24 protein-coding genes and 1 pseudogene are annotated in these 22800 nt (G+C 36.7%); 9 read left to right on the top strand and 16 right to left on the bottom strand.

Features of this window, described 5'->3' with window-relative positions; genetic code table 11:
* Window positions 1–53 precede the first annotated feature (53 nt).
* From E4N74_RS12695 to E4N74_RS12685, 3 genes are all read right to left on the bottom strand, one after another.
* Complete coding sequence (locus E4N74_RS12695) at window positions 54–1121, bottom strand: peptidoglycan DD-metalloendopeptidase family protein (protein WP_044978487.1); 1068 nt, start codon at window positions 1119–1121, stop codon at window positions 54–56.
* 115 nt (window positions 1122–1236) lie between these two features.
* Window positions 1237–2256 (bottom strand): ornithine cyclodeaminase, encoded by a 1020-nt coding sequence (locus E4N74_RS12690; protein WP_255805524.1) that lies wholly within the window; start codon window positions 2254–2256, stop codon window positions 1237–1239.
* A 126-nt stretch (window positions 2257–2382) separates the two neighbouring features.
* A complete protein-coding gene (locus E4N74_RS12685; protein WP_255818107.1) occupies window positions 2383–4002 on the bottom strand; it encodes a peptide ABC transporter substrate-binding protein in 1620 nt (539 codons plus the stop codon).
* A gap of 312 nt (window positions 4003–4314) precedes the next feature.
* Here E4N74_RS12685 and E4N74_RS12680 point away from each other — a divergent pair, with 312 nt between their 5' ends.
* From E4N74_RS12680 to E4N74_RS12660, 5 genes are all read left to right on the top strand, one after another.
* Complete coding sequence (locus tag E4N74_RS12680) at window positions 4315–4773, top strand: hypothetical protein (RefSeq protein ID WP_255818105.1); 459 nt, start codon at window positions 4315–4317, stop codon at window positions 4771–4773.
* 185 nt (window positions 4774–4958) lie between these two features.
* Window positions 4959–5291 carry a BrnT family toxin gene (locus tag E4N74_RS12675; protein ID WP_255805521.1) on the top strand — a complete coding sequence of 111 codons (333 nt, stop codon included), beginning with the start codon at window positions 4959–4961 and terminating at the stop codon, window positions 5289–5291.
* The gene (locus E4N74_RS12670) at window positions 5263–5535 is read left to right on the top strand and encodes a BrnA antitoxin family protein (protein ID WP_249689221.1); all 273 of its coding nucleotides are present in this window, start codon (window positions 5263–5265) and stop codon (window positions 5533–5535) included. The genes E4N74_RS12675 and E4N74_RS12670 overlap by 29 nt, the downstream gene beginning before the upstream one ends.
* 58 nt (window positions 5536–5593) lie before the next feature.
* Window positions 5594–6373 (top strand): hypothetical protein, encoded by a 780-nt coding sequence (locus tag E4N74_RS12665; RefSeq protein WP_255818104.1) that lies wholly within the window; start codon window positions 5594–5596, stop codon window positions 6371–6373.
* Between the two features lie 25 nt (window positions 6374–6398).
* The gene (locus E4N74_RS12660; RefSeq protein ID WP_255805519.1) at window positions 6399–6875 is read left to right on the top strand and encodes a hypothetical protein; all 477 of its coding nucleotides are present in this window, start codon (window positions 6399–6401) and stop codon (window positions 6873–6875) included.
* A 30-nt stretch (window positions 6876–6905) separates the two neighbouring features.
* Here E4N74_RS12660 and fliP read toward each other — a convergent pair whose 3' ends face one another.
* The 12 genes and pseudogenes from fliP to E4N74_RS12600 form a co-directional block, all read right to left on the bottom strand.
* Window positions 6906–7721 (bottom strand): flagellar type III secretion system pore protein FliP, encoded by an 816-nt coding sequence (gene fliP / locus E4N74_RS12655; protein WP_145475241.1) that lies wholly within the window; start codon window positions 7719–7721, stop codon window positions 6906–6908.
* Window positions 7718–8377, bottom strand: coding sequence for a flagellar biosynthetic protein FliO (gene fliO, locus E4N74_RS12650; protein ID WP_255805518.1), 660 nt, complete (start codon window positions 8375–8377; stop codon window positions 7718–7720). Before fliO ends, fliP begins: the two co-directional genes overlap by 4 nt.
* Before the next feature lie 25 nt (window positions 8378–8402).
* Entirely contained in the window at window positions 8403–9605 is a 1203-nt protein-coding gene (gene fliN / locus E4N74_RS12645) for a flagellar motor switch protein FliN (protein WP_255805517.1), read from the bottom strand.
* The gene (gene fliM, locus E4N74_RS12640) at window positions 9598–10632 is read right to left on the bottom strand and encodes a flagellar motor switch protein FliM (RefSeq protein WP_044978478.1); all 1035 of its coding nucleotides are present in this window, start codon (window positions 10630–10632) and stop codon (window positions 9598–9600) included. Before fliM ends, fliN begins: the two co-directional genes overlap by 8 nt.
* Before the next feature lie 14 nt (window positions 10633–10646).
* Window positions 10647–11192 carry a flagellar basal body-associated FliL family protein gene (locus E4N74_RS12635; RefSeq protein WP_044978477.1) on the bottom strand — a complete coding sequence of 182 codons (546 nt, stop codon included), beginning with the start codon at window positions 11190–11192 and terminating at the stop codon, window positions 10647–10649.
* Between the two features lie 42 nt (window positions 11193–11234).
* Window positions 11235–11954 (bottom strand): annotated as a pseudogene (motB, locus tag E4N74_RS12630) (flagellar motor protein MotB).
* 1 nt (window position 11955) lies between these two features.
* A complete protein-coding gene (locus E4N74_RS12625) occupies window positions 11956–12735 on the bottom strand; it encodes a motility protein A (protein ID WP_044978475.1) in 780 nt (259 codons plus the stop codon).
* Between the two features lie 21 nt (window positions 12736–12756).
* Window positions 12757–12954, bottom strand: a complete 198-nt coding sequence (locus E4N74_RS12620) for a flagellar FlbD family protein (RefSeq protein WP_044978474.1) — start codon at window positions 12952–12954, stop codon at window positions 12757–12759.
* 25 nt (window positions 12955–12979) lie between these two features.
* On the bottom strand, window positions 12980–14371 hold the full coding sequence (flgE, locus tag E4N74_RS12615; protein WP_255818103.1) for a flagellar hook protein FlgE: 1392 nt from the start codon (window positions 14369–14371) through the stop codon (window positions 12980–12982).
* A 12-nt stretch (window positions 14372–14383) separates the two neighbouring features.
* A complete protein-coding gene (gene flgD / locus E4N74_RS12610; RefSeq protein WP_255805515.1) occupies window positions 14384–14893 on the bottom strand; it encodes a flagellar hook assembly protein FlgD in 510 nt (169 codons plus the stop codon).
* Window positions 14894–14904: 11 nt separating this feature from the next.
* Window positions 14905–16278, bottom strand: coding sequence for a flagellar hook-length control protein FliK (locus tag E4N74_RS12605; protein ID WP_255818102.1), 1374 nt, complete (start codon window positions 16276–16278; stop codon window positions 14905–14907).
* Between the two features lie 242 nt (window positions 16279–16520).
* On the bottom strand, window positions 16521–17591 hold the full coding sequence (locus tag E4N74_RS12600; RefSeq protein WP_255818100.1) for a DUF2871 domain-containing protein: 1071 nt from the start codon (window positions 17589–17591) through the stop codon (window positions 16521–16523).
* Window positions 17592–17892: 301 nt separating this feature from the next.
* On the opposite strand from E4N74_RS12600, the gene E4N74_RS12595 reads away from it, so the two are divergent.
* The 3 genes from E4N74_RS12595 to E4N74_RS12585 are packed head-to-tail and all read left to right on the top strand — an operon-like array spanning window position 17893 to window position 20875.
* A complete protein-coding gene (locus tag E4N74_RS12595; protein WP_255818098.1) occupies window positions 17893–19671 on the top strand; it encodes an ABC transporter ATP-binding protein in 1779 nt (592 codons plus the stop codon).
* Between the two features lie 45 nt (window positions 19672–19716).
* Window positions 19717–20046, top strand: a complete 330-nt coding sequence (locus E4N74_RS12590; RefSeq protein ID WP_255818096.1) for a nuclear transport factor 2 family protein — start codon at window positions 19717–19719, stop codon at window positions 20044–20046.
* A 16-nt stretch (window positions 20047–20062) separates the two neighbouring features.
* Entirely contained in the window at window positions 20063–20875 is an 813-nt protein-coding gene (locus tag E4N74_RS12585; RefSeq protein ID WP_255818095.1) for a DUF4300 family protein, read from the top strand.
* Between the two features lie 4 nt (window positions 20876–20879).
* Here E4N74_RS12585 and E4N74_RS12580 read toward each other — a convergent pair whose 3' ends face one another.
* A complete protein-coding gene (locus E4N74_RS12580; RefSeq protein ID WP_255818094.1) occupies window positions 20880–21509 on the bottom strand; it encodes a TetR/AcrR family transcriptional regulator in 630 nt (209 codons plus the stop codon).
* Between the two features lie 208 nt (window positions 21510–21717).
* Here E4N74_RS12580 and E4N74_RS12575 point away from each other — a divergent pair, with 208 nt between their 5' ends.
* On the top strand, window positions 21718–22797 hold the full coding sequence (locus tag E4N74_RS12575) for a pyridoxal phosphate-dependent aminotransferase (RefSeq protein ID WP_255818092.1): 1080 nt from the start codon (window positions 21718–21720) through the stop codon (window positions 22795–22797).
* Window positions 22798–22800 lie beyond the last annotated feature (3 nt).

Raw genomic sequence — 22800 nt, 5'->3', positions numbered from 1 at the left:
TACAACCCAGCAGGACGTGATAGAACACGGCCTGCTTTTTTATGTATAATTGCTTACTTTAATACGGTCAAAGGGTTAATGAGTTTTCCGTTTTTATATACGGAAAAATGAACATGCGGGCCTGTAGAGCGGCCTGTACTTCCTACTGTTCCTATAATACCGCCCTGACTTAGAATTTGACCCCGCTTTACTTTTATTGTGTGCATATGCCCGTACATTGACTGATAGCCCCCCGAATGAGTAACTATCACATAATTACCATAAACTGAAGAGTAGCCTGTATAAGAGACCGTACCGTCAAGGGTCAGTTTAATCGGGGTTCCAATGGGTGCTGCTATATCTATACCTGTGTGAAAGCTCTTTCTTCCGGTAAAAGGATCACTTCTGTATCCAAATGGAGAAGTCAGCCTTCCTATTATCGGATAAATAAAAAGTTCCCCCAAAGCCTTTTTAAGCTCGAAAGAGCTCATAGATGCACCGGGAATAAATAGCTTTTGACCTATACTTAGGGTCTGATTTTCAAGATCGTTTGCATCCAAAATTGCATTAAGAGGTAAGTTATATTTTTGAGCAATCGAACTTAAAGAATCCCCCTTTGCGGCCGTATAAATAAGTCCGTCAATCGAAGGAATAATCAGTTTTTGCCCTATTCTCAACTTTTTTGCGCTGCTTATTTCGTTGACTGAAAGAAGTGTTCCCAAATTCTTAAGGCCGAATTTTTGAATAATGCCGCTTACCGTGTCTCCTTTTGAAACCATATATTCTTCAAAGTCAACGGCAGTAATAAAATCCGGTACATCTGCCGGAGAAAAACCGATTTTTTCGGAGGCTTCTGTTTGAAGAATATCATCTCCCTTTGAAATATCAGCCGACGGCATAACATATTGGCGCATTGCATTCATAGAGGAAGGGTCTTCCCAAAACGCTATAGGTTTTATCGATGAAACGCCCCAGTTCAGCCTTAAAATCGAAAAATAAAAAAATATAAAGCCTGCTGTCAATATCACTAAAAGCCCTAAAACAATAAAAGATTCATCCTTTGACGTTAAGACTCGATTTTTTACGGATTTTTTATATGTATTATTATGATGCACTGTATCGGCATAGGTTATGATATCCATATTACCTATATCGGCATAAAAAAATATGGTTTTAGATAAATATGAAGTGAAAAAAAGGTTTAAGATTTTTTAAAACCTTAAACCTTTTATAAAGATTATCCCAAGTATGCAAAAACTATCTCAACATACCGTATAAGTTTTTCGGATTTTCCAAAACCGGAACCAGCTCTTGGGGTATTCCGACATTTTCATCTTTTGCTATATCATACATCAGGCGAAGAATCGAAAAATCTTCCAGAGCAAAACCTACGGAGTCAAAAATAGTAATTTCGTCAGGTTTGCGGTTGATGGGCTTACCTGTTTTAATTATATTCCAAATTTCGGTAACCTTAAAGCTATCATCCATATGCTGAATTTCGCCCTCAATTCGGCTCTGCGGCTCAAATTCTACATAAACATCACCCATAAAAAGGACTTTTGAATCAAGTTCGGTTTTTCCGGGGCAGTCGCCTCCTACGCCGTTTATGTGCATACCGGGCTCAACCATATCGGGGGTAATTATAATGGCATTTTTTTTATCGGCCGTAATCGTGGTGATAATATCTACTCCTTTACAAGCCTCTCTTGTGCTGCCGCATTTGATAAGTTTTAGGCCCTTTACATTTTTAAGATTATCCATAAGTTTATCGGTTGCAGCAGGATCTACATCATAGCAGTAAATTTCCTCTATGCCCAAAATATGGTGAAAGCCGAGAGCTTGGAATTCGCTTTGGCATCCGTTTCCGATAAGGGCCATTTTTTTCGGATTCGGTTTTGCAAGATATTTTGCAGCCATTACCGATGTTGCAGCAGTCCTGATCGCTGTCGTCAACGTCAATTCGCTCAGAAGAAGCGGAAATCCCGTAGAAACTTCAGCTAAAACTCCGATAGCCATAACCGTTAAAAAATTGTGTTTGGGGTTTTCGGGATGACCGTTTACATACTTAAAAGAATAGGTTTTGGAATCTCCTATGGGCATAAGCTCAATAACCCCGACGGGGCTGTGATGAGCCATTCTTGGAACCTTATCAAAGTCATTCCATCTTTTGTAATCTTCTTCCAAATAAGGAATAAGCCGTTTAATAACAGTTTCGGCACCGACAGATTTAAGATACTTTGCCATCGTAGGCAAATCAATATACTTCGTTTTCAACATAAGCCTCCATGTGTTGATTGTATACTACTATGCTACCTTATTTTATAGCTTTTGTCCACTAAAAAATATTGATTTGTCAAAATTTTATGAAAATAAATTTTAATCCCGTATTTAATTATAAGGATATCAATCCGATATAAAGGCATATTTTAAATTATAAGTCCCCGGATAAAATTGTTTAACACCTTTTAATTTTTTTTGCATAAAAATATTATAGGTCTGGTTGGCATAAGGAGAAATGCCGCATTCTTCAGTCACTAAAATCATTTCCGCTTTTTTAAAAAGTTCCAGCTTTTCGTTAAAATCGGAGCTTTTTTTTGCTCTTTGTACAAGATCAGCATATTCCTTGTTTTCCCAGCCTATCGGAACTATTTTATTCCCGGGTAAAAATAAATCCAAATAACGGGCAGGCGTATCAATACCTCCGCCCCATGATTTAAAGCCTGCTTGATAGTCAAGGGTTTTGTTCCGTTTTTTAAAAACCGTCCCTTCAACCTTATCAAGCTCAACATTTACGCCTAAAACATTTGAAAGCCTATTTTGCAGATACTCATCAAATTTAGAGCTTTCATTTGAAGGAAACATTATAGAAATTGTTATCTTTGAAGGATCATCTCCAAGCCCCAATTCCTTTAAGCCCTCAATAAAATGTGCCTTAGGATCAGGAATTTTTTTTATCAATTCTTGAATCGGCTCACCGGCAATAGAGCGGTAATTTTGGCCTTCAAGTTCCGTAGCAATGGATACAAAACCGTAGGCCGGTTTATAAATATCGTCAAACAGGTCTGTGCAAATTTCTTTGCGGTCAAGGCTTGCCGAAAGAGCTTGCCGAATTTTTTTGTTTGAAAAGAGCTCGTCTTTTTGGTTCATAAAAATATACTGAACACGGCTGTCAACTCCGTTTATTTCAGCAAAGCGGTTTTCCTTTTTTAGCTTGTTTATCCAGCTGATGGAATAAGCATTTGCAATATCAATACTACCGTTTAAGAGCTCACCGAGGGCGGCATTTTCTTCATTTATAATCTTAAATGTAAGAGCATCTATTTTTACATTTTCGGCATTCCAAAATTTATCGTTTTTAACCAGTTCTATCTTGCTGTTATGTACCCAAGTTTTTACCTTAAAAGCACCGCTGCAAATTATCTTGCCGGCATCACTGCCGTAGGATAGTCCGAATTCTTTTATAATATCTTCCCTCTGCGGCGGAATTTTTGCGGCAAATTCGTGAAGGTTTTTTATCGGATTTTCAGTTATAATTTGGAGGGTTCTTTCATCAAGAGCCTTGATTCCTATTTCGGAATAATCCAGTTTTCCCTTTAAAACGGCTTGAGCATTTTTGATATAGTCGTAATACATAGCCATAGGCGAGGCTGACTCCGAATTGATTATACGGCGAATACTGTAAACAAAATCTTCAGCCCTTATCTTTACTCCGTCAGACCAATAGGCTTCGCGCAATTTAAAAGTCCACTCGGTATAGTCGGCATTATGAGTCCAAGACTCGGCAAGAGCCGGAAGAATCTTGCGCTCACCGTTATCTTCGGTCAAAATATCGGTCAAATTTTCGTTTATATAATCCAATACGATAAAAGAGTACCTATCCGAAGCCTTCGCAGCATCCAAAATAGTCGGTTCCGCACCCAATGAAGCCGTAACTGTTTGAGGTGCATCAATTTTTTTACTATTCCCGCAGGCAAAAAAAAGCAACACCAGTGCCGGCAACCAAAATAATTTTCTACCTTTCATATATAAGCCTCGATTTGCACTATAGCAAATTTTAGATGATTCTTCCAGCAGTATAGCCCTTTTATTAGTTTTATAAGATATCTTGAAAAAAATAATTCGCTGGTGTATTATTTTAGAAAGATCTAATGTAGGTTGGACGGACGGTGCACGCTTGTTTTATCTTTAAATTAAAGGAATCAAGTTTTCCCTAGCATTGATTGTATTCTTCAGAATAACATCAACTTGATGAATTGATTCAGATATAAAGCATGAATTAGATTATATAAAAATGTGTTATCGAAAAAATAAGTATTATTAAAAAAGAGGTAGGTAATGCTTAATTTTGTGTATGAAATATTATTATTACTTGCTGCAGGAATATCATTTTTGGGAGGGCTAATACTACCTCTTGGAATTATTTTTGTTGCAGTGGGATGCCTTATAGGTCTTATTATTTCCATATTATTTATAAAGAAATCAATGGAAAACAAAAAAATTAATCTATTATCATTCGGAGTTATTGTAACTTTAATGTTTGCATTACTTGGATTTTATTTTGACATACATAGAACAAATAAAATAAAAGAAGAACTTTATAAATTAAAAGCATATGTAATTAAATATGTAGAAGAGAATGGAGAATTACCTAATTTTGAGAATGATGAGTATATAAGCAAGTATAAAAATAAGCCAAGTCTAAGTGATTATGGAGACGGTAAATTTGATATTAGGTATATGGATGGAATAATATCAAGTGAAAGTAATGATATTGGATTTAGACCAAGGCCATAAACCTAACACCCGCTTCAAGGTTGACATTGCGGATAAGCCGCAAATGCAGGTTAGGCGAATGTTAGATTGACAAGCTAATCTCTTGCGGGAAAGGCTTGTGCAGAATTAATTTTATAGGAATTTATAAAATAACCTATGATATAGAAATGATTTTATTATATATACTTGACAATATATTCTTATAAATGTATATTATGCTTATGGGGAAAACAATTATAAGTAAAGATAATCGTTTTGAATGGGATGAAGAGAAAAATAGTGCTAATATTGAAAAGCATGGGATAGCTTTTGAAGAAATATTGGAAGTCTTTGACGATCCTGCATTTTTAATAGGATATGATTTTGAGCATTCCGAAAAAGAAGATAGATATTATGGTATTGGAAATTTGAATGGGATATTGATAGTTCTGGTCTTTTTTACTGAGAAGAAGAACAGAATACGGTTGATATCTGCACGGCAAGCAGAAAAAGAATTGAGGGAGGAATATTATGATTACTTCAAAAAAATTAACGGCTGAAAGATTGGAAGAAATAAAAAATTATCCTATATCGTATGATGAGGATAGTCCAAAACTGACAAAGAAACAAATTGCAAGATTAAGACCGGCTCATGAAGCATATTGGAATGTAACACCCATTAAAAAAACAATTTCTATAAAAATAGATGCAGATATTCTTGCTGTGCTTCAGTCTTTAGGTAAAGGCTATCAAACAAGAATAAATAGTATTTTACGGGAAGCAATTACTACAGGTAATTATTAATCTAACCCCGCTTCAACCTGACATTGCGGACAAGCCGCAAATACAGGTTAAGCAAGTTATGCCGCTGATATGGTATGAAGGGAAAGTATTAAAATTGGAATTGAGAGAAATAGAAAAAATTGCTAAAGAAAATTATTCTGCTGCTAAACTTCAAAATAAATGGTATGAATGCGTAAATTTTGCTTTATATTTATTAGATGAAAAGATTGAATCTGAAAACATATATATTTTAGCCGGCTTAGATTCAGATGATTATGATAATATAAATAAATATTTTTTTGCTGTCATTAATGAGCTTAAAATAGTTAAAATGGATGAAGATATTAATTACAATTTCTTGTGCTATTTAGGTAGAAAAGTTCATAATGATGAAATTGAAGCAATATATGCACTTACAATATTAGAAAAAATGTATTATCAAACAAATGATAAAAGATTTTGGGAATGGGTTGAATTTGGTGATGCTGTTGATTTACTCGAAGATGGAATTACTTATTACAAATACGATATAAATAAAGACAATTTATGTGATTATATAAAAGAAAAAATACTATTGGATATAGACCTATACAAAGAGCAATTACCTGATAATTTTTTTAAGATGGCTTTCTGTGAAAAATGTAATAAATTAGTAATTCCAGAAATTAAAAAAACTTTATTTAGAAAGAAATTTTTCTATAAATGTAATAATTGTAAAGCAACAAGTAAGTTTTTATGGTGTTTGGATAATAAAGGCAAAAAACTTTATTTAGAAAGAAAAAATTCGCCTAACACCCGCTTCAACGCTGACATTGTGGACAAGCCACAAATACAGGTTAGGCGGATGTTAGATAAATAGCCTATAGGAATAGAAAGGTATAAGAATGAAAAAATTATTTTTAATATTATTAGTTTTAATTATAAGTATTCCCTGTTTCTCGCAAGTGATAAATAAAGATTATTTTCCAAAAAACAATGAAATTGATAAACAATATGAAATAGATATGCAAACTTGGGTTACTAATTATGAATGGCAGAGCATTATTGGAAAATATGTATCTATTTGGGAAAAGCAAATGTATTTGGAAATGGAAAGATTGATCTCAATTATTCCAGAGTTTGAAGAGGAAATAAGACAAAATCAAAAAAAATGGGAAGAAACGCTAAAACAAGATTTTAAATTGATAGCTGAAAATGTTGATTTTAATAAAATAGGGAGAGAAGTGTATATTGGTGAATATTGTGCAGAAAGAATAGAATTGTATAGAAATAAAGCAATGTATTATTTATGCCTTTATTACACAATAAAAGAACAAATATCAGAAAATACTTTATATACCGATATTAAACTAGCAAAATAAACATTAACTTATCAGTAAAATATAATGTTTTTATAAAAACGATTCAAATAATTTACCGAAAAGGAGACCCCAGCCGTCAACCATAACAAAAAGAATGAGCTTAAACGGCATCGAGATTTGAATAGGGGGTAGCATGATCATACCCATAGACATAAGTATACTCGCTACAATCATATCTATTATGATAAAGGGCAAGTATAAAAATATTCCTATCTGAAAAGCTATTGTAAGTTCATGTAAAATAAACGCTGCAATCAAAATGTGGGTCGGCACATCTGCAAGGGTATTCGGTTTTGGAAGTTTTGCCATGGACATAAAGGTTCTGATATGCTCAGGATTTTTTTGCATTTGCTTGTACATAAAATACCTCATAGGCTTTTCCGCCTCCCTATAGGCTTCTTCTATTCCGATTTGGCCATCACTCATAGGCTTATAAGCATTGTTGTATATTTGGGTAAAGGTCGGCCACATTATAAAAAGGGTCAAAAAAAAGGCTATACCATTGAGAACCTGAGTAGGCGGTACTTGCTGTAAAGACAAGGCTCTTTTGACAAAATCCAAAACAATGCTCAGGCGCAAAAAGCTCGTCATCAGCATCAAAAGACTGGGAGCTATCGAAATAAGAGTAATAAAAAGCAAGAGCTGAACGGAAAAGGCAACATCCTTATTTGTCGAAGGTTCCCTTATCGAAAAATCGATAAAAGGAATACGGCCTGCTTGCCTGTTAGGATCGGCATCGGTTCTTCCTGCCGTAGTGCCGTCAGGAAAATTCGCTTGAGAAAAAATCTGAACCGGAATAAAAAGAATCATAATAAAAAAGATTGGAATTAAAAACTTTTTTTTCATTCTTTCTCCTCCGGTACTTGAGACTTAGCAGCCTTATTTAATCTTTCTCTTTGCGCCTCAAAAAAATTTACGTCAACACTATTGTTTTTTGAGCCCTTAAAAACGGAAGCCAACATAGAAGCAAAGTCTTGTTTAGGCGAAGAGCTTCGCCTTTCGGCATCTAAATTCATAGTATCAATAAGGGTTTTATCTTCAACCTCGCCTATCATATTTATTGAAGAATCCGTAACACCTACAATGTATGCTTTTTCGCCCAAAGTAACTACATGGATACTTTTTCCTTGAGCAAGATTTATTGAAGCAACGCTTTTTAGATAAGGACTATCTGAAGAAAACGATAGTGAAGATTTTTTTAAAAACTTCAATACAACATAGGCTAAAACACATACTACAACTAAGGATATAAGTACACGTAAAAGATTTGAAACAGGAGACTGAGTTCTTTCTGCAACATTTAAATTAAACCCGGTTTCATTTTCTGCGGGTGTAGAATTATCTCCGGTTTCGCCGATATTATCTGTTGTTTTTGCATCCAATAAAATACCCGACTCTGAAGGCAAGGAATCCTCATCCGAAGAAGTCCCGCCGGTTTCTGCAAATAACAAGACTGAAAACAAAAAGAAAAGAATAAAAAACAGCTTTTTCCCAAAGCTCATTAAAAGCCCCCACCCGATTTTTAATTTATATATCCGAAATACGCTCTGACGGAGATAAAATTTCGGTTATACGCACCCCGAAACTTTCCTCTATAACTACAACCTCGCCCTTTGCTATAGGCTTATGGTTTACAAGCACATCTACAGGTTCACCGGCAAGTTTGTCAAGCTCAATAATATGACCTTCTCCCATTCCGAGGATTTCTTTAATCATGCGCTTTGTTCGTCCTAATTCTACGGTCATCTCCATGTAAACGTCCATGATAAGACCGATATTACCTTGCTCCTCCTGACTTACAAAACCTTGGAGGGGCGGAAATTGAACAGGCTGAACATTAGTGCCCATTCCCATTTGTGGCATCATGCCCATATTATTCATAGCCTGCATATTTCCTCCTTGCTGAGGCGATCCTTGGGACATTCCGGAACCGAACGTTTGCTGTGCAGGGGCTCCCATATTTTGTACCGTTCCCATCTGCATACCGCCAGCCATTCCGTTTTGCATTGTACCCATTTGCATGCCCCCCATTGCAGACATGCCTTGCATTCCGGCATTGCTTCCGGTTGCTTGGGAGGGATCGGGACCTGCAATCGTCGAGGTTATTTTATCAACAACATCTTCAGTAAGAATCTCCCATAACTGGTATGAAGAATTATCAAGCTGCATATTATAAGTTACGCTTATAAAATTGCTTTGAGGTAATCTCATCATAGCCTTAGGAACATGCAAAGATTCTGCCGGAGCAGATGAAACACCGGTAAGCCCTGCCCGCTCAAGATAACTAAGTTCAGTTCCCACATATTGTGCTATGGTCTCACTTATAACCGAAAGAGCCATGTCATCTATTTCTACACTATCTTCATGATTGACCAAGCTGACTATCTTTTTTGCCAGCTCAGGACTCATCATAAAGGCATGATCACCTGCCATAGCCCCGGAAAAATCAATGAGCGTAGCAACAACCATTTCCGATACTTTTCTTAAGAAGTTTTCTCTATCGGAAAATTCAATCACAGGTTCCGAAATACTGACATTTTTACCTGTCATTGACTCCAAATTAGAAGATAATCCGGGAACATTTTCTTTTACAAATTGAAGCAAGGCTGTTTTTTTAAAACTTGTCAAATCATCACCTGAGCCTGCCGCAGGAGCCGGTGTAATTCCGCCTCCGCCTACTCCGGATAACAAAGCATCTATTTCATCTTGAGAAATTGAACCATCACTCATACAACTCATCTCCTTCCGATGTTAATTCTTCGAATTCATCACCGCTAATATCTTCTATTTTTTCCAAAATCTGAACTGCTAACTTTTTCCCTTTCACACCGGGCTGACAGGAAAATTTAGGTCTGCTGCCTACAGTCAACTTAAAGGGATCTCCTACCCTGACATTGGGTAAACGGACAACATCTCCAGCTCTCAAGTTAAGAACGTCTTTGATGGAAACATCCAAAGACCCTACCTCGGCAATCATATCTACTTCAACCGAAGAAAGTTTATCTTTAATTGCAGCCGCATATTGTCCCGTCGATGCCCTTCTAACCGAAGAAAACCAAAATTGTGTCGATAGTTTTGATATAATCGGTTCAAGAGTTATGTAAGGCAAACAGATATTCATCATTCCTTCTTCTTCTCCGACCTTAGTTTCCAAGGTTACCAAAAGAACCATTTCCGACGGAGTTACAATCTGAACAAACTGAGGATTAGTATCTATGTTTCCTAAACGGGGACGTAAATCGACTACAGTTGTCCACGCCTCCCTCATATTTGCAAGAATACGTACTATAACGCCTTCCATAACCGAACTCTCAATTTCGGTCAATTCCCTCTGAACCTTTGAACCCTGTCCCTTACCGCCGAATAAGCGGTCGATAATTGAAAAGGTAACCGAGGGGTCTATCTCCAAAAGGGCACTTGCCCTTAGGGGATCCATGTTTATAATCGCCAAAGTCGTCGGCGTAGGTATTGATCTTATAAATTCTTCATATGTAAGCTGTTCTACGGTTGCCACGTGAACATGAGCCATGCTTCGCAGCTGAGCGGAAAGAGAGGTGGTTGTAAGACGTGCAAAGGTTTCATGCATCATCTGTACCGTCCTCATCTGCTCTTTAGAGAATTTATCGGGACGCTTGAAGTCGTAAATTTTTATTTTACGGGTATCATTGACGGCTCGAAAGTCCTCTGTCTCCGTATCTCCTGAGCTTATTGCGGTGAGAAGCTGATCTATTTCATCCTGCGAAAGAACTTCTGTCATGGCTCTCCTATCCTTTATTGTTCAACAATATCGTATTGCGTGAATTTAACATCCTTTATTTTGTTTTTTGTAAGTACATTATCGTTTATTTCGTGCTTTATTTCAATCTTTATTTTTTCTTCCTGTCTTAATTCCGCAGTAGTTTTGCTTTTAAAATAAGAGCGCAAAAAGTCGATTATTTCTACCTTTCTTGCAGAAAGCTCCTGCGGTGTAGATTTATCATTGTTAGTATAACCTAAGGCTACGTCAACTATCAAGGTCGCAGGAATTCTATCAGCCGTATATATTTTTAAAATGCCGATTGCCTGATACCACTGAAGCACATCCCTTGTTTCCCTGTATTCTTCAGAAACCGGCGAACTAGAATGGGAAGAACCGCTTCTATCTCTTATATTCATTGTAATAACTACGACGGTAACAACGAATATTATAGCAACCAATACAATTGCAACCCATTTTATAAGCATGGGTATAAGACCTGCGCCTCTTTTTTTGGTATCTACTGATGAAGTCATATTTTCCTGTATATCATCGTCATCCATTAAGTCATTATCAGCCATAATTTTCTCCTTATTATTATAATCGGCACAATTTTATTTTTACTAAAAATGTGCATCATCAAGAATAATTATATCAACCCGCCTATTATAAGCCCTGCCCTCTGCCGTATCATTTGAAAATATGGGCCGGGTGTCTGCATATCCTGCTACGGAAAATCGGGATTCTTGGGCTCCAAAGTCAGTAAGGCTGTGCAAAATATTTATTGCCCTTGCAGACGAAAGCTCTCAATTACTTTTCCATACATTAGGATCCGTTACACCCGAATCGGTATGGCCTTCGACCCTAAACCTATAGGAAGCCAAATCTTGAGAAGATAAAAACTGAGCAAGATTTAAAAGGGTATCTCTGGATTCGGCAATATTAAGGTCTGCACTGCCCGGATAAAAAAACACGTCCGATGCCAGGCTGATTACTATCCCCCTCTCATCGCTTGTAACGGCAATTTTATTTGTTTTAATTTCGGGAGCAAAAAGTGAAACGGCCTTTCTTAAGGCACTTGCGAGCATCTTTCCTTTTTCCATTGAAGGCATTGAGCTTATGGTGTTACCAAGGTCTGAAAGTCTGCCTGCAGAAACCGAATGGCCGCCTCCCGTCGGATCACCGCTTATTGACGCAGAAAGAGCCAAGAGCTGAGTTACATCTACCTCAGACGGCTCAAAAAGCATTACGAAAAAGCAAAGCATGAGAGTAACCATATCTGCATAAGTGGTAAGCCATCCGCTTCCGGCGGCACTTGCACCGTGTTTCTTTTTTCTTGCCATTTTAATCCTTTAATACTTCCGCTTCAATTGCTTTTCTATCGGAAGGCGTCAAATATGTAATCAGTCTTTGAGCCAAGATTCGAGGGTTATCTCCGGCTTGAATTCCAAGTACACCTTCTATAATCATTTCTTTGGACTTAACTTCCATATTGTTTTGGTACATAAGCTTTGTTGCTATAGGAACCAAAAGCCAGTTCTGCATAAGAGAACCGTAAAAGGTTGTAACAAGAGCCGTAGCCATGTTAGGACCGAGAGCACTTTTATCATCCAAGTTTAACAACATACCGATAAGACCGATAACCGTTCCCAACATACCGAAACCGGGAGCGAGGGTTGCCCAAGCGTTTACTAAGGATATCCATGTGTTATGGCGCTCTTCCATTTGATTAAGTTCGTTTTCCATAAGAGAACGGATAGCCTCTCCATCAATACCGTCAACTACATTTCGTAAACCGGAGCGCATAAATGGATCTTCAAAGTCTTCAATTTCTTCTTCCAAGGCAAGAAGACCTGCACGGCGACTTTTTTCGGATAGGGCTACAAAACGCTGAACCAGAGCTTTTTCGCCGTAATCGGTTACCTTAAAAACTCTTGCAACAACTTTGAAAATTCCTATCGTATAGGATAAAGGATAGGTTAAAAAAAGACACATGTAGGAGCCGCCAATCGTAATTAACATTGAAGCCGGGTGAATAAGCCCTCCGGCCGAGCCGCCGAGGATTGCACCGAATGCAACAACTGCTATACCTCCGAATATTCCTATAAACGACGCTATATCCATATATACCCCTTTTTGCTTCTACTACAACTCATTTTTAAATATGCCGATTTTACGGCGGTAAGCGACTATAGAGTCCAAAATTTCTTCAGGCGTTTCCTTAATTACATAATATTTTCCTGAAAGCATTTGCAAAGTAACATCGGGATTGCACTCTATCGTTTCAATTTGGTGAGGATTAATCCAATACTTTGTTCCGTTTAGCCGCGTTACCTGTATCATAAAAAATACCCTATATTATACCATACTATCGTTTCAAGTTCAAGACCGTTTCAAGCATTGTATCAGAAGTTTGTATTGTTTTAGCACCTGCCTGAAAGCCTTTTTGAGTTACAATCATATCTACGAATTGGTCTGTTAAATCTACGTTACTCATTTCGAGGGTTCCGCCTATCAGATAACCCTTTCCGACAGTTCCCGATGTAGAAATATTAGCAACGCCTGAGTTATTGGACTGAACATATGTGTTTTGACCTGCCTTTTCAAGACCGCCTTGATTGGCAAAACCGGCCATAGCTATTTGACCCAACTCCTGCCTTACTCCGTTTGAATAAACACCGATTATAATGCCGCTTTGGTCGATTCTAAAGTTTTCAAGATAGCCCATTCCGTAACCGTCCTGTTGATAAGCCTTTGTAGTACTCTTATCTGAAAACTGTGTAATGGTATTTTTTGATGTACCTATTTCTCCTAAATTTACATCCAAGGTCTGTCTGGTCGCAGCTCCGCCTTCTCCGGGGTTTGCACCTAAAACATTAAAAGAAACTTGGACGGAAACTTTACCTGCGGGGGCACTCACATTTCCTGCCGTATCTGTAACAGAAGCAAGATGACCGTTATTATCAAAGCGTACTATAAAGCTGTTTTCAACGCCGTCTGTTGTTCCAATTCCCGACCTTGTTGCTGCTGCTTCAGCATTTGTAGGATCGACATTTACCGTAGCCCTCCAAGCATTAACTTCTCCGGGGACTCTGGCAAAATCGATTTGAAGTTCGTGAGCTTCTCCGAAGCTGTCATAAACCTTAAATTCTGTAGACCAAGTAGATTCCAAAATCTGGGCTCTATTTGCATTTTCGGGTAATTCAGGCAATCTCTTGTCAAGGTTACAAGCATAGTCTACGCTCGTTGTTGCCTTTGCATCTATTTTTTGGCCTATCGGAATAGTTAAATCTTCAGTTTGGCCTGAAGTATTGATAAGTCTAAGTCCATCAGCTTCTTCAGCCATCCAGCCCTGTACCCTCATTCCGTTTGCAGGGTTTACCAAGGTTCCGTCTCTATCAAGACCGAAGGCACCGGCTCTTGTGTAAAAAGTTTTTTCGCCGTCTTTAAGGATAAAAAAGCCGTTTCCCTGTATTGCAAGGTCAGTATTGACGCCTGTTGTCTGCAAGGCTCCCTGTGTAAAGATTGTATCAATGCTTGCAACCATCATTCCTAAACCTACTTCTTTAGGGTTTACACCGCCAAGCTCCTCGGTAGGACGGGATGCCCCGCTTAGCTGCTGTGAAATTAAGTCTTGAAAGTTTACTCTTCCCCTCTTAAACCCTGTTGTATTTACATTGGCTACGTTATTTCCGATAACGTCCATTCTTGTTTGGTGATTTTGCATTCCGCTGACGCCGGAAAATAATGATCTCATCATAATTATTGCCTCCTAATTGTTGTCTGCATAAACTGTTTTAACGGCCGACCAGTTGTACCAGTTTCCGTTTACCATAACTTCCGGATTTATACCGCGTGTCGCGGCTGAAATATAACCGGAAACCTGTGAAGACCCTAGGTCTAAGTCAACTTTTTTGCCGACAGCATTTACTGCCGATGAGCCTGTCATTAGCTCATTTAAGGCTGCAAAGTTTTTGTTCATATTGGTCATCTGCTCAAGGGATGAAAATTGAGCCATTTGCCCTATAAATTGCGTGTCTTCCATCGGAGATGTAGGATCTTGATGGGTGAGCTGGGCAATTAAAAGCTGAAGAAAATCGTCTTTTCCAAGCTGCTGTTTCGGAACCCTTGTTTCTGCAAAATTCTGCTTATTTAAGGTGTCAACCTGCATACTTAAAAGAGCTTTTTCTTCAGGACTCATCTCGGATTTAAAATTCTTCATCATCTCAGCTTGTTCAAAAGCCGTATCTACGGCACTTCCATTAATGTTATTTACTTGCATAAAATACCCCTTTAAGCCAAAAGATCTACAGTCGAACCATAGACATAACTGTAGGTAATCAAATTATCGGCCGTTTTTTCAAGCTGCCTTAAATCTTGTTCTTGATTTTTATAGGCAAATCCTGCAAAAGATTCAAAATTTTCGGCAAAGCCCTCTTGGCCCGAAAAGCCCGACCAATTTAAATTAAATTCGGCAAATTCGAAACCGTTTTCTTTAAATTCTTTAGCCAAATTATCCAAATTTTTCTCAAAGGCATCGTAAGCCTCTTTTGAAGCAACCGTTACTGTTCCGGTAACCCTTTTACCCTCACTCAGCTCTAAATTGATTTTTACGGCTCCTAGGTTTTCAGGTCTTAGATGCAGTCTTATTTCTCCTGCATTATTATCGCGGAGAACTATTTTTCCGGCTTGTACAAAGTCTGCCGCCGCATCCCTTATTTCTTGAGTCAACATAGCCGAAAAAGTTTGACTTGTTTTTTGGGACTCGCTTCCGGTTTGAGTGTTTTGAAATTCTCCGTCTTGTAATGCATTTTGAGCCTTGCTGCTAAAATCGATTACCATATCGACGGAGTTATCCGTCTCTACCCTCGATTCGGCAACTGTAGTATGAATAGCAGCATCCGATTGAACGGAAGGCATTGAACGCAAGTCTTCTACAGAGATTTTTGCTTTTGTTTTGTTAATAGACTTTTTACTTAAATTTTCCTGTGATGACTCGGTTTGCGAATGAGCTTTTTTTGATGAGTCCTTTTTATCGACCCGGGATAAAAGCCCCAGCTTATCGGCTTGTGCCGCCTTTTCCTCATCTGTAGAAAAAAGCTTTTTCTTTTCAGTCTTGTCGAATTTTTTTAAAGCTTCATCCGAAAAAAGAGATATACTTTCTTCTTCTTTTAAATCTTGCGGCAAAAAATCTTTAATTTCCTCATTAAAATCCTCATTGAGAATTTTAAGCTCCAGCTCAGGCATATTTTTTTGCACCTTTTGGGCATCTAAATTTTCCGAGTGCAGCTTACTGGCTTCGCTCTTAGGCTTTTTCGTTAAGTCCTTGGTCTCTTTTAGATAAGCTTCTTTGGAATTAAGCAGATTTTCGGCATCTATTTCCTTAGACGGCCGGTTTTCGGATGATAGTTCCGTATTCTGCCTTCCTGCTTCCTTTTGAAGCGATGAATTCCTTACTTTGTCTTCCCTAAAGCGGGAATCTTCAAATCGGGCATCATCAATCTCCTTGCTCCCATCCTTGGCAGCGGCAATCATCTTTTTGATCATTGCCAGGAATGAATCTCCGTTTCTTACAGGTTCCGCATCAGCTCTTTTAAAGTCCTCAGAAGCTTTTCTTTCCGGCTCTTGTACCGGCAAAGCCTGCATACGAACATCAAGTGCCTGCATATGAACCTCCTATATGTCACTTCAATAAATTTTCGGCTTATTTTTAAGGCGGGTTTAGGAAAAAAGAGAGCTTAAAGCTAAAGAAAATATCTAGAAATAAACCGCAAGGGACGCAAAGCGTTGAGCTTACGCTCAACTCCGCAAAGATGAATATAGGATTATATTATTTAGTAAAGTATAAAAAATTCTTTGCGATCTTCGCGGCCTCTGCGGTTAAATTTAATAAAATGATAGAGAATCTTTTAATCTTCTCTTGTCTTAAATATCATCAAAAATGTATATATAAAACCAAGAGCTAAAAGAATGTGTCCTATTCCTGCTATACCTGAAAAGGCTGCATCTTGAGCCTTTGAGGTGTAATTATTTCCTAAAATTGTAATAATGCCTCTTAAAAGCATGAGAACCACAGTAATAAGAAGACCCGTATTCCAAAAATGGTTAGCCCTTCTGACACAGGCAAGCCTTTTTTCGCTAAGGGCCGGGACCTGCTTAAATGCAAGATAAGAAACTAAGGAAAGTACAGTACCCAAAATCAAAACATGGGCATGCATCAGGCTTAGATATGAGGAGCCGTCAAAGGCATTGAATTTTGTAAATTCCCTAAAAAATACGCCTGCAGCCAAGCCTAAAACCAAGTAAGCAAAAGAATTTTCCAAGATGCTTTTTAGACTAAACTTAGGTATAAAATGCTTAAATCCTACATATACGATTCCCACATAGGCCACCGTCTTGGGCATCATAAGAGCCCCTACTAAAGGCACGGTTTTTGAAAACAAGACAACAGGCAGATAGAACAAAAAGCTTAAGGCCGTTAATAGAGCCATGTGCTCCAAACCGGGGGCTTTTCTAGCCTTGTAAAAGAAGTAAATCAAAACTGCTCCAAGGGCTGCAAAGGGAATGTTTCGGATAATGCTCCAAGTATAATTTGCATCAGCCATTCCCCACTCGTTTTGAGGCATAACAGTAAGCACCAATCTTATCAGGGCTAAACCGTATATGAGAATATCTTTTGACTTACTGCTTGTATTTGTTTTTATCTTATAGTAATGGTAGAACATAAGATAAAAAATAGTCATTGTAATGGAGGTTATTAAAACCCCGATTGAAAGGTAGAAAGCATTTGCCTCAAAACCGCCCTTGTGCCACATAGAAATTACACGCGGGAGGAGGTGAAAAGAATCCCCTGAACCTAAAAGAAGAGCCATAAGCCCGAACAGCTTTGCCGTTCTATCCTTTTGTAACAAAAGCTTTATGCTTAGGGCCATAACCAAAACCAAGTAACTCAAATCAAAAATAGATTCAACGATGTACATAAAAACTCCTTATAGAATCAAACATAATGACGCATTGTCATTTTTTACATAATAATATAATGACAGCATGTCATTTTGTCAAGAGGGTTTTCAAATTTATTTTAAAAAATAGTGCAGCGTCGGCTTGACAAAGCGAAAAAAAAAGATATATTGTAAAAAAGTTAATTGACGAGTATTCTATCTATGAGCCGCAGCTTGCAGATATTATAAAGGATATTCAAAGTGTAATTGATCTTTTTATTGAAACCTCGCTTTTAAAAAATACTTTAGCCGAAATTTAAAAAGGAGTTTAAAAAATTAAATGAAGCATTTCGGTAAAAGATTAAAAAATATTTTTTGGTTATGCCGCCCGTATCGGAAGTACGCCCGAGTTTATTTTTTTGTGATTCTATTGACTTCCGCATTATTAGAACCGATCGATGATTTTTTCTATGTGTATTTTCCCAAAGAAATCGTTGATCTTTTAGCTGTAGGAAAATCATTTTGGTATGTCGCAACATTTTCTGCAATAGTATGCGGAATTTTGTTTATTAAAAATATGACGCCTAAAATATTGTATCCGTATTTTCAACGCAAAAGCAAAGAAGTAGATCTTAAAATTAAACGGGATATATACAAAAAAGCAATATCTATTGATTACCGATATATCGATAATCCTGAATATTATAATAAATACGCTTGGGCAATTACCGAATACTCTGCACAAACTCTTGCCGCACGCGATTTTATGAGTAAATTTATTCAACATTTTATGTCTGTAACTATGTTGTTTACGATGATAGCCGCTATAGGACCTTGGATTATACCTATAGAAATAATTCAAATGTTTTTACATTGTAAAATAGATTTTGTAAAAAATAAAATGAATATTGCGTATAAACAGAAATTAGTTCCCGTAAAAAGACGTCTTTCGTATTTTCAACGTTTGTTTTATCAGAGCGAATATGCTGCGGATATCAAATCGACTTTAGTCGGTAAAAAGATAATGGATAAATATGACATTACTGAAAATGAAAATTTGGATATAGTTAAACGATACTCGAAAAAACAAGCACTTTACAGTATTTTGCATGAGACAACTTTTGCGTTAACGGAGTTTATTATTATTTGTTATATTGTCTATAATATTACGGTTGGAAATATCGCAGAAGTAGGACTTTACATAATGATGACGCTAGCTTTTTACCGCGGGGACTCTAAACTTCGTGAACTTATTGACCTTATTACCGGAGCAGACGAATTGTCATTAAATGCGAAAAAACTTCGCGAATTTTTTGACATTGAATCCAAGATTGAATCTTCTATCAGCGGTAAGTCGATCCTTGAAAAAACGGCTTTTTCGGTTGAACTAAAAGATGTATCATTTGCTTATGAGAAGTCCGCTTTTTCGCTGTCTCATATAAATTTATCCATAAAGCCGGGTGAAAAAATTGCTGTTGTAGGCGAAAATGGAGCGGGTAAATCTACACTTGTTAAATTACTGCTTAGGTTTTATGATGTTACGAATGGTGAAATATTTATAAACGGCAACCGAATAAGTGAGTATAATATTAAGGAATTGCGAAAAAAAATCGGTGTTGCGTTTCAAAAGCCTCTTGTTTATGCTATGTCGTTAGAAGAAAATATTTCGCTGTACGAAGATATTCCGATAAACGATATAGAAGCAATATGCGAAAAGCTGGGGCTTCTCTCTATTTTTAAAAAAAGCGGTGCAGGCCGCGAAACGGAGCTTACAAAGGAGTTTGATGCGGACGGTATTATGTTGTCGGGCGGAGAAATACAAAAAATAGCATTAGCCAGAATTATGTCGGGAAAATTCGGACTTCTTATCTTAGACGAACCGTCTTCAGCTCTAGATCCTCTAAGCGAATATAAAATGAATGAGCTTATTTTAGGCGAAGCAAATAAAACTACTACAATAATGATAGCTCATAGACTTTCTACAGTACGCAACGCGGATAAAATAGTCTTGGTAGAAAACGGAACCATACAGGAATATGGAACTCATGATGAACTTATTGAACTTAAAGGACGGTATTATGAGATGTTTACCAAACAGGCAGAAAATTATTTGGAATAAGCATTACAATGAATAAAAAAACTTTTTTTAAAAAGGAAAGCTTAAATGGAAACACAGCAAATTTTACAAAATTTTTTTGAGGCAGAAAATAGCCGGGACTGGACAGCATATAAAAAATTTTTACATCCTGAAGTTGTATGGCAGTTATTCAATAACGATGTCCAAAATATTAAAGGGACTGATGAATATATGCAGTTTATAAAAAATGCCTATAAAAATACGGATATAAAATTTACCTGCAAGGACATGAAAATTTCTAACTCGGGCAACCGCATAGCTGCCTGTTTAATAAATGATAAAGGAAACATATCTATCGATATTTTTGATTTTAAAGATAATCTCATATATCGGGAATATGAATTTATATTGGATTAAAAAATCGGAGGTAAAAATGAAAAAAATATTAGCATTGGTTTTGACCATTTCTATTGTATTTGTATCATGTCAAAAGAATAAACCCCTATTTTCGAACATGAGTGACGATGAAAGTATAAAAGAAGTTCAAGCTGTTTTGAATTCGCATTTAGAAAACAAAAATGCGGAAGCCTTTATACGGGGAGTTATCGACTATAATGAAACGATTGAAAAAACCGGCTTGACAAAGGGTTTTGAAAAAGAGCCTCCTGAATATGATGAGCAAAAAATAGACGAATTATGGAAATCTAAAAAGGGCAATTTTATCGGAACAAATTGCCGGATAAACGTCTTTATGCTTTTAAAGGATAATATTGAAATTAAAAAAGCCCCTATCGATGATGCTCTTTTGTTTATGGATAATGAAGCTATCTCCGTAGGAAAAATATTTAATGATAACGATACTGAAAGGTTTAAACAATTATTTTCGAGGGTAAAAACCGAAAATACAAAGGATATTCTCATTCATGCCCAAAAGATGAAAGAACATTTTGCAAACATAGGTTTCGATAAAAATGTAAAAATGCTTTCGGTTGTTCTGCATGATAATTTGGACGGTGACTTTCTTTTTATAGGACACACGGGCGTATTGCTGCAAAACAATAACACATTCCTGTTTGTAGAAAAACTTTCTTTTTCCGAGCCATTTCAAGCCGTAAAATTTGCCAAAAAAGAAGATTGCTATAATTACCTTTTTTTAAAATATAAACATTACCAAGACGAAGATACGGCAAAACCTTTTATCATGGAAAACAATGAGCTTATAGAATTGGAAGCGTATAAGGACTAAGAAGTTAATTCCCGCTCTTAAGCCCGTTTTTCATCCACATTATTTGTTTTTGAAATTGCTCAATAAATTCTTCCGGTTTCCAGTTTTCAATAAAGGAGCGGGATATAAGATTATGAACAATGGCCTTGGTGTATTCTATAAGTTCCTTTATATCTTCATAAGTTGAAAGGGAAAGAGAGCTTTTTTTTAGATTTGAAAAATATATCTTTTCCATTTCGGCAACCTTTTCGGTTTGAAGATATTTTTTTCTGTATTCAAGCCAAGCCTTATCCAAATCGGGAGTCCAATAAAGAAAACGGTTTTTATATAAATTCCGCTTAGATTTTTTATAAAGCTCCTTAGACAAAATACCGGCATATCTTAAAAGGGCATTAAAAAAATCATTATCGTTTTCTTGTAAAGATTCTTGAAACAGGGCATGGACATCCATGTTTTCGGAGCTTAAAATTGTAAAAAAACATTCTTCCAAATTTTCAAAATATTGATAAAAACTTCCGCGGGCTATACCCAGAGTATTTACTATATCCGAAACACTTGCCTGAAAAATAGGTTTTTTTTCAAACTCCTTTTTACATGTTTCGAGTATCCTTTGCTGTTTTTCTTGGGGCAAATTTAAAAAAGTTTTTTTAGGCATTGCTCCGTAGTATAATACAAAAGTTAAAATTATTCAAGGACAAAAATAAGGCAAACAAAATACTATAACTTTTTTACAACTCGTGGGGAAATGAGACCTTGCGTTTTAATATTAAAAATAATATAATTTTTACGTAAAACTTTAAGCAGCTTATGCTGAGGCTGACACTTAAACTGAAATGTATTAAATTACACAGAAGGCGGAAAATTTGGAACACGGCGGTTTTTTATCTTATAAAAAAAATGATGAAGTTTTAATCGATTTTAGCAGCAATATAAATCCTCTGGGAGCCCCTAAGGGATTGAAAAGAGCTTTAAGTTCTTCCTTTAATAACCTTTTAGTTTATCCCGATATTAGCTATCGTTCTTTAAAGAAAATAACAGCTAAGTATTTAAAGTGCGGGCTTGAAAATATTGTTTTGGGGAACGGAGCTGTAGAAATAATCGATAATTTTTGTTCAATGTTTAAAAGAATAATTTTATGCACACCTTGTTTTTCGGAATACGGATTGAGGGCTCTTGTTCATAAAAAAACGGTTTTAGAAATTCCTTACCTTCCTGATTTTTCTTCCGATATTTCTGCTCTTAAAAAAAACTTAAAAGCCGATGACCTTCTCATTTTAGGAAACCCGAATAATCCCACAGGTCTAAGAATAAAAAAAACGGATCTTTTGCAAATTTACTCTTTTGTACAAAAGGCAGGGGCTTTTTTGCTTTTAGATGAGGCTTTCTATGAGTTTTGTCTGCCTGACTATGACAGTATAAGCCTTTTTAAAAAAGACGGTTATAAGAACATCTGCATACTAAGGGCTGCAACTAAATTTTTTGCTCTTCCGGGACTTCGTTTAGGCTATGCCTGTACCTCCCCCGAAACCGTTTCAGCTCTTTCTAAAATTGAAATGGCATGGCACATAAACTCCTTTGCTGAAGCTGCGGCTAATTCAATCTTTTCCGATAAGGAATTTATTGCAGAAAGCAAGGCCTATATTCAAAAGGAAAGAGCTTTTTTGCTCGAAAATATAAATAAATATGGAACAAGGGGAGATATAAAATTACAAGCTTATAAAACTCACTGCAATTTTATCCTTCTTAAAGTTTTAAATGCTAAGGATGAAGATGCTTTAAAGTTCTTTGAACGGAATGGGATCTTGATAAGAACCTGTAGGAGTTTTAAAACCCTCGGTGAAAATCATATAAGAATTGCTGTCCGCTCTCACAAAGATAATTGTAAATTTATTAAAACAATTAGCTCTAAAAGGTCAAACAAACATCTCATATCTGTATTGTAAAAT

The organism is Treponema putidum, from assembly GCF_024401155.1.
Taxonomy (GTDB): domain Bacteria; phylum Spirochaetota; class Spirochaetia; order Treponematales; family Treponemataceae; genus Treponema_B; species Treponema_B putidum.
Note: the sequence above shows the minus strand (reverse complement) of the source record. Positions and strands in the feature narration are given on the sequence as shown.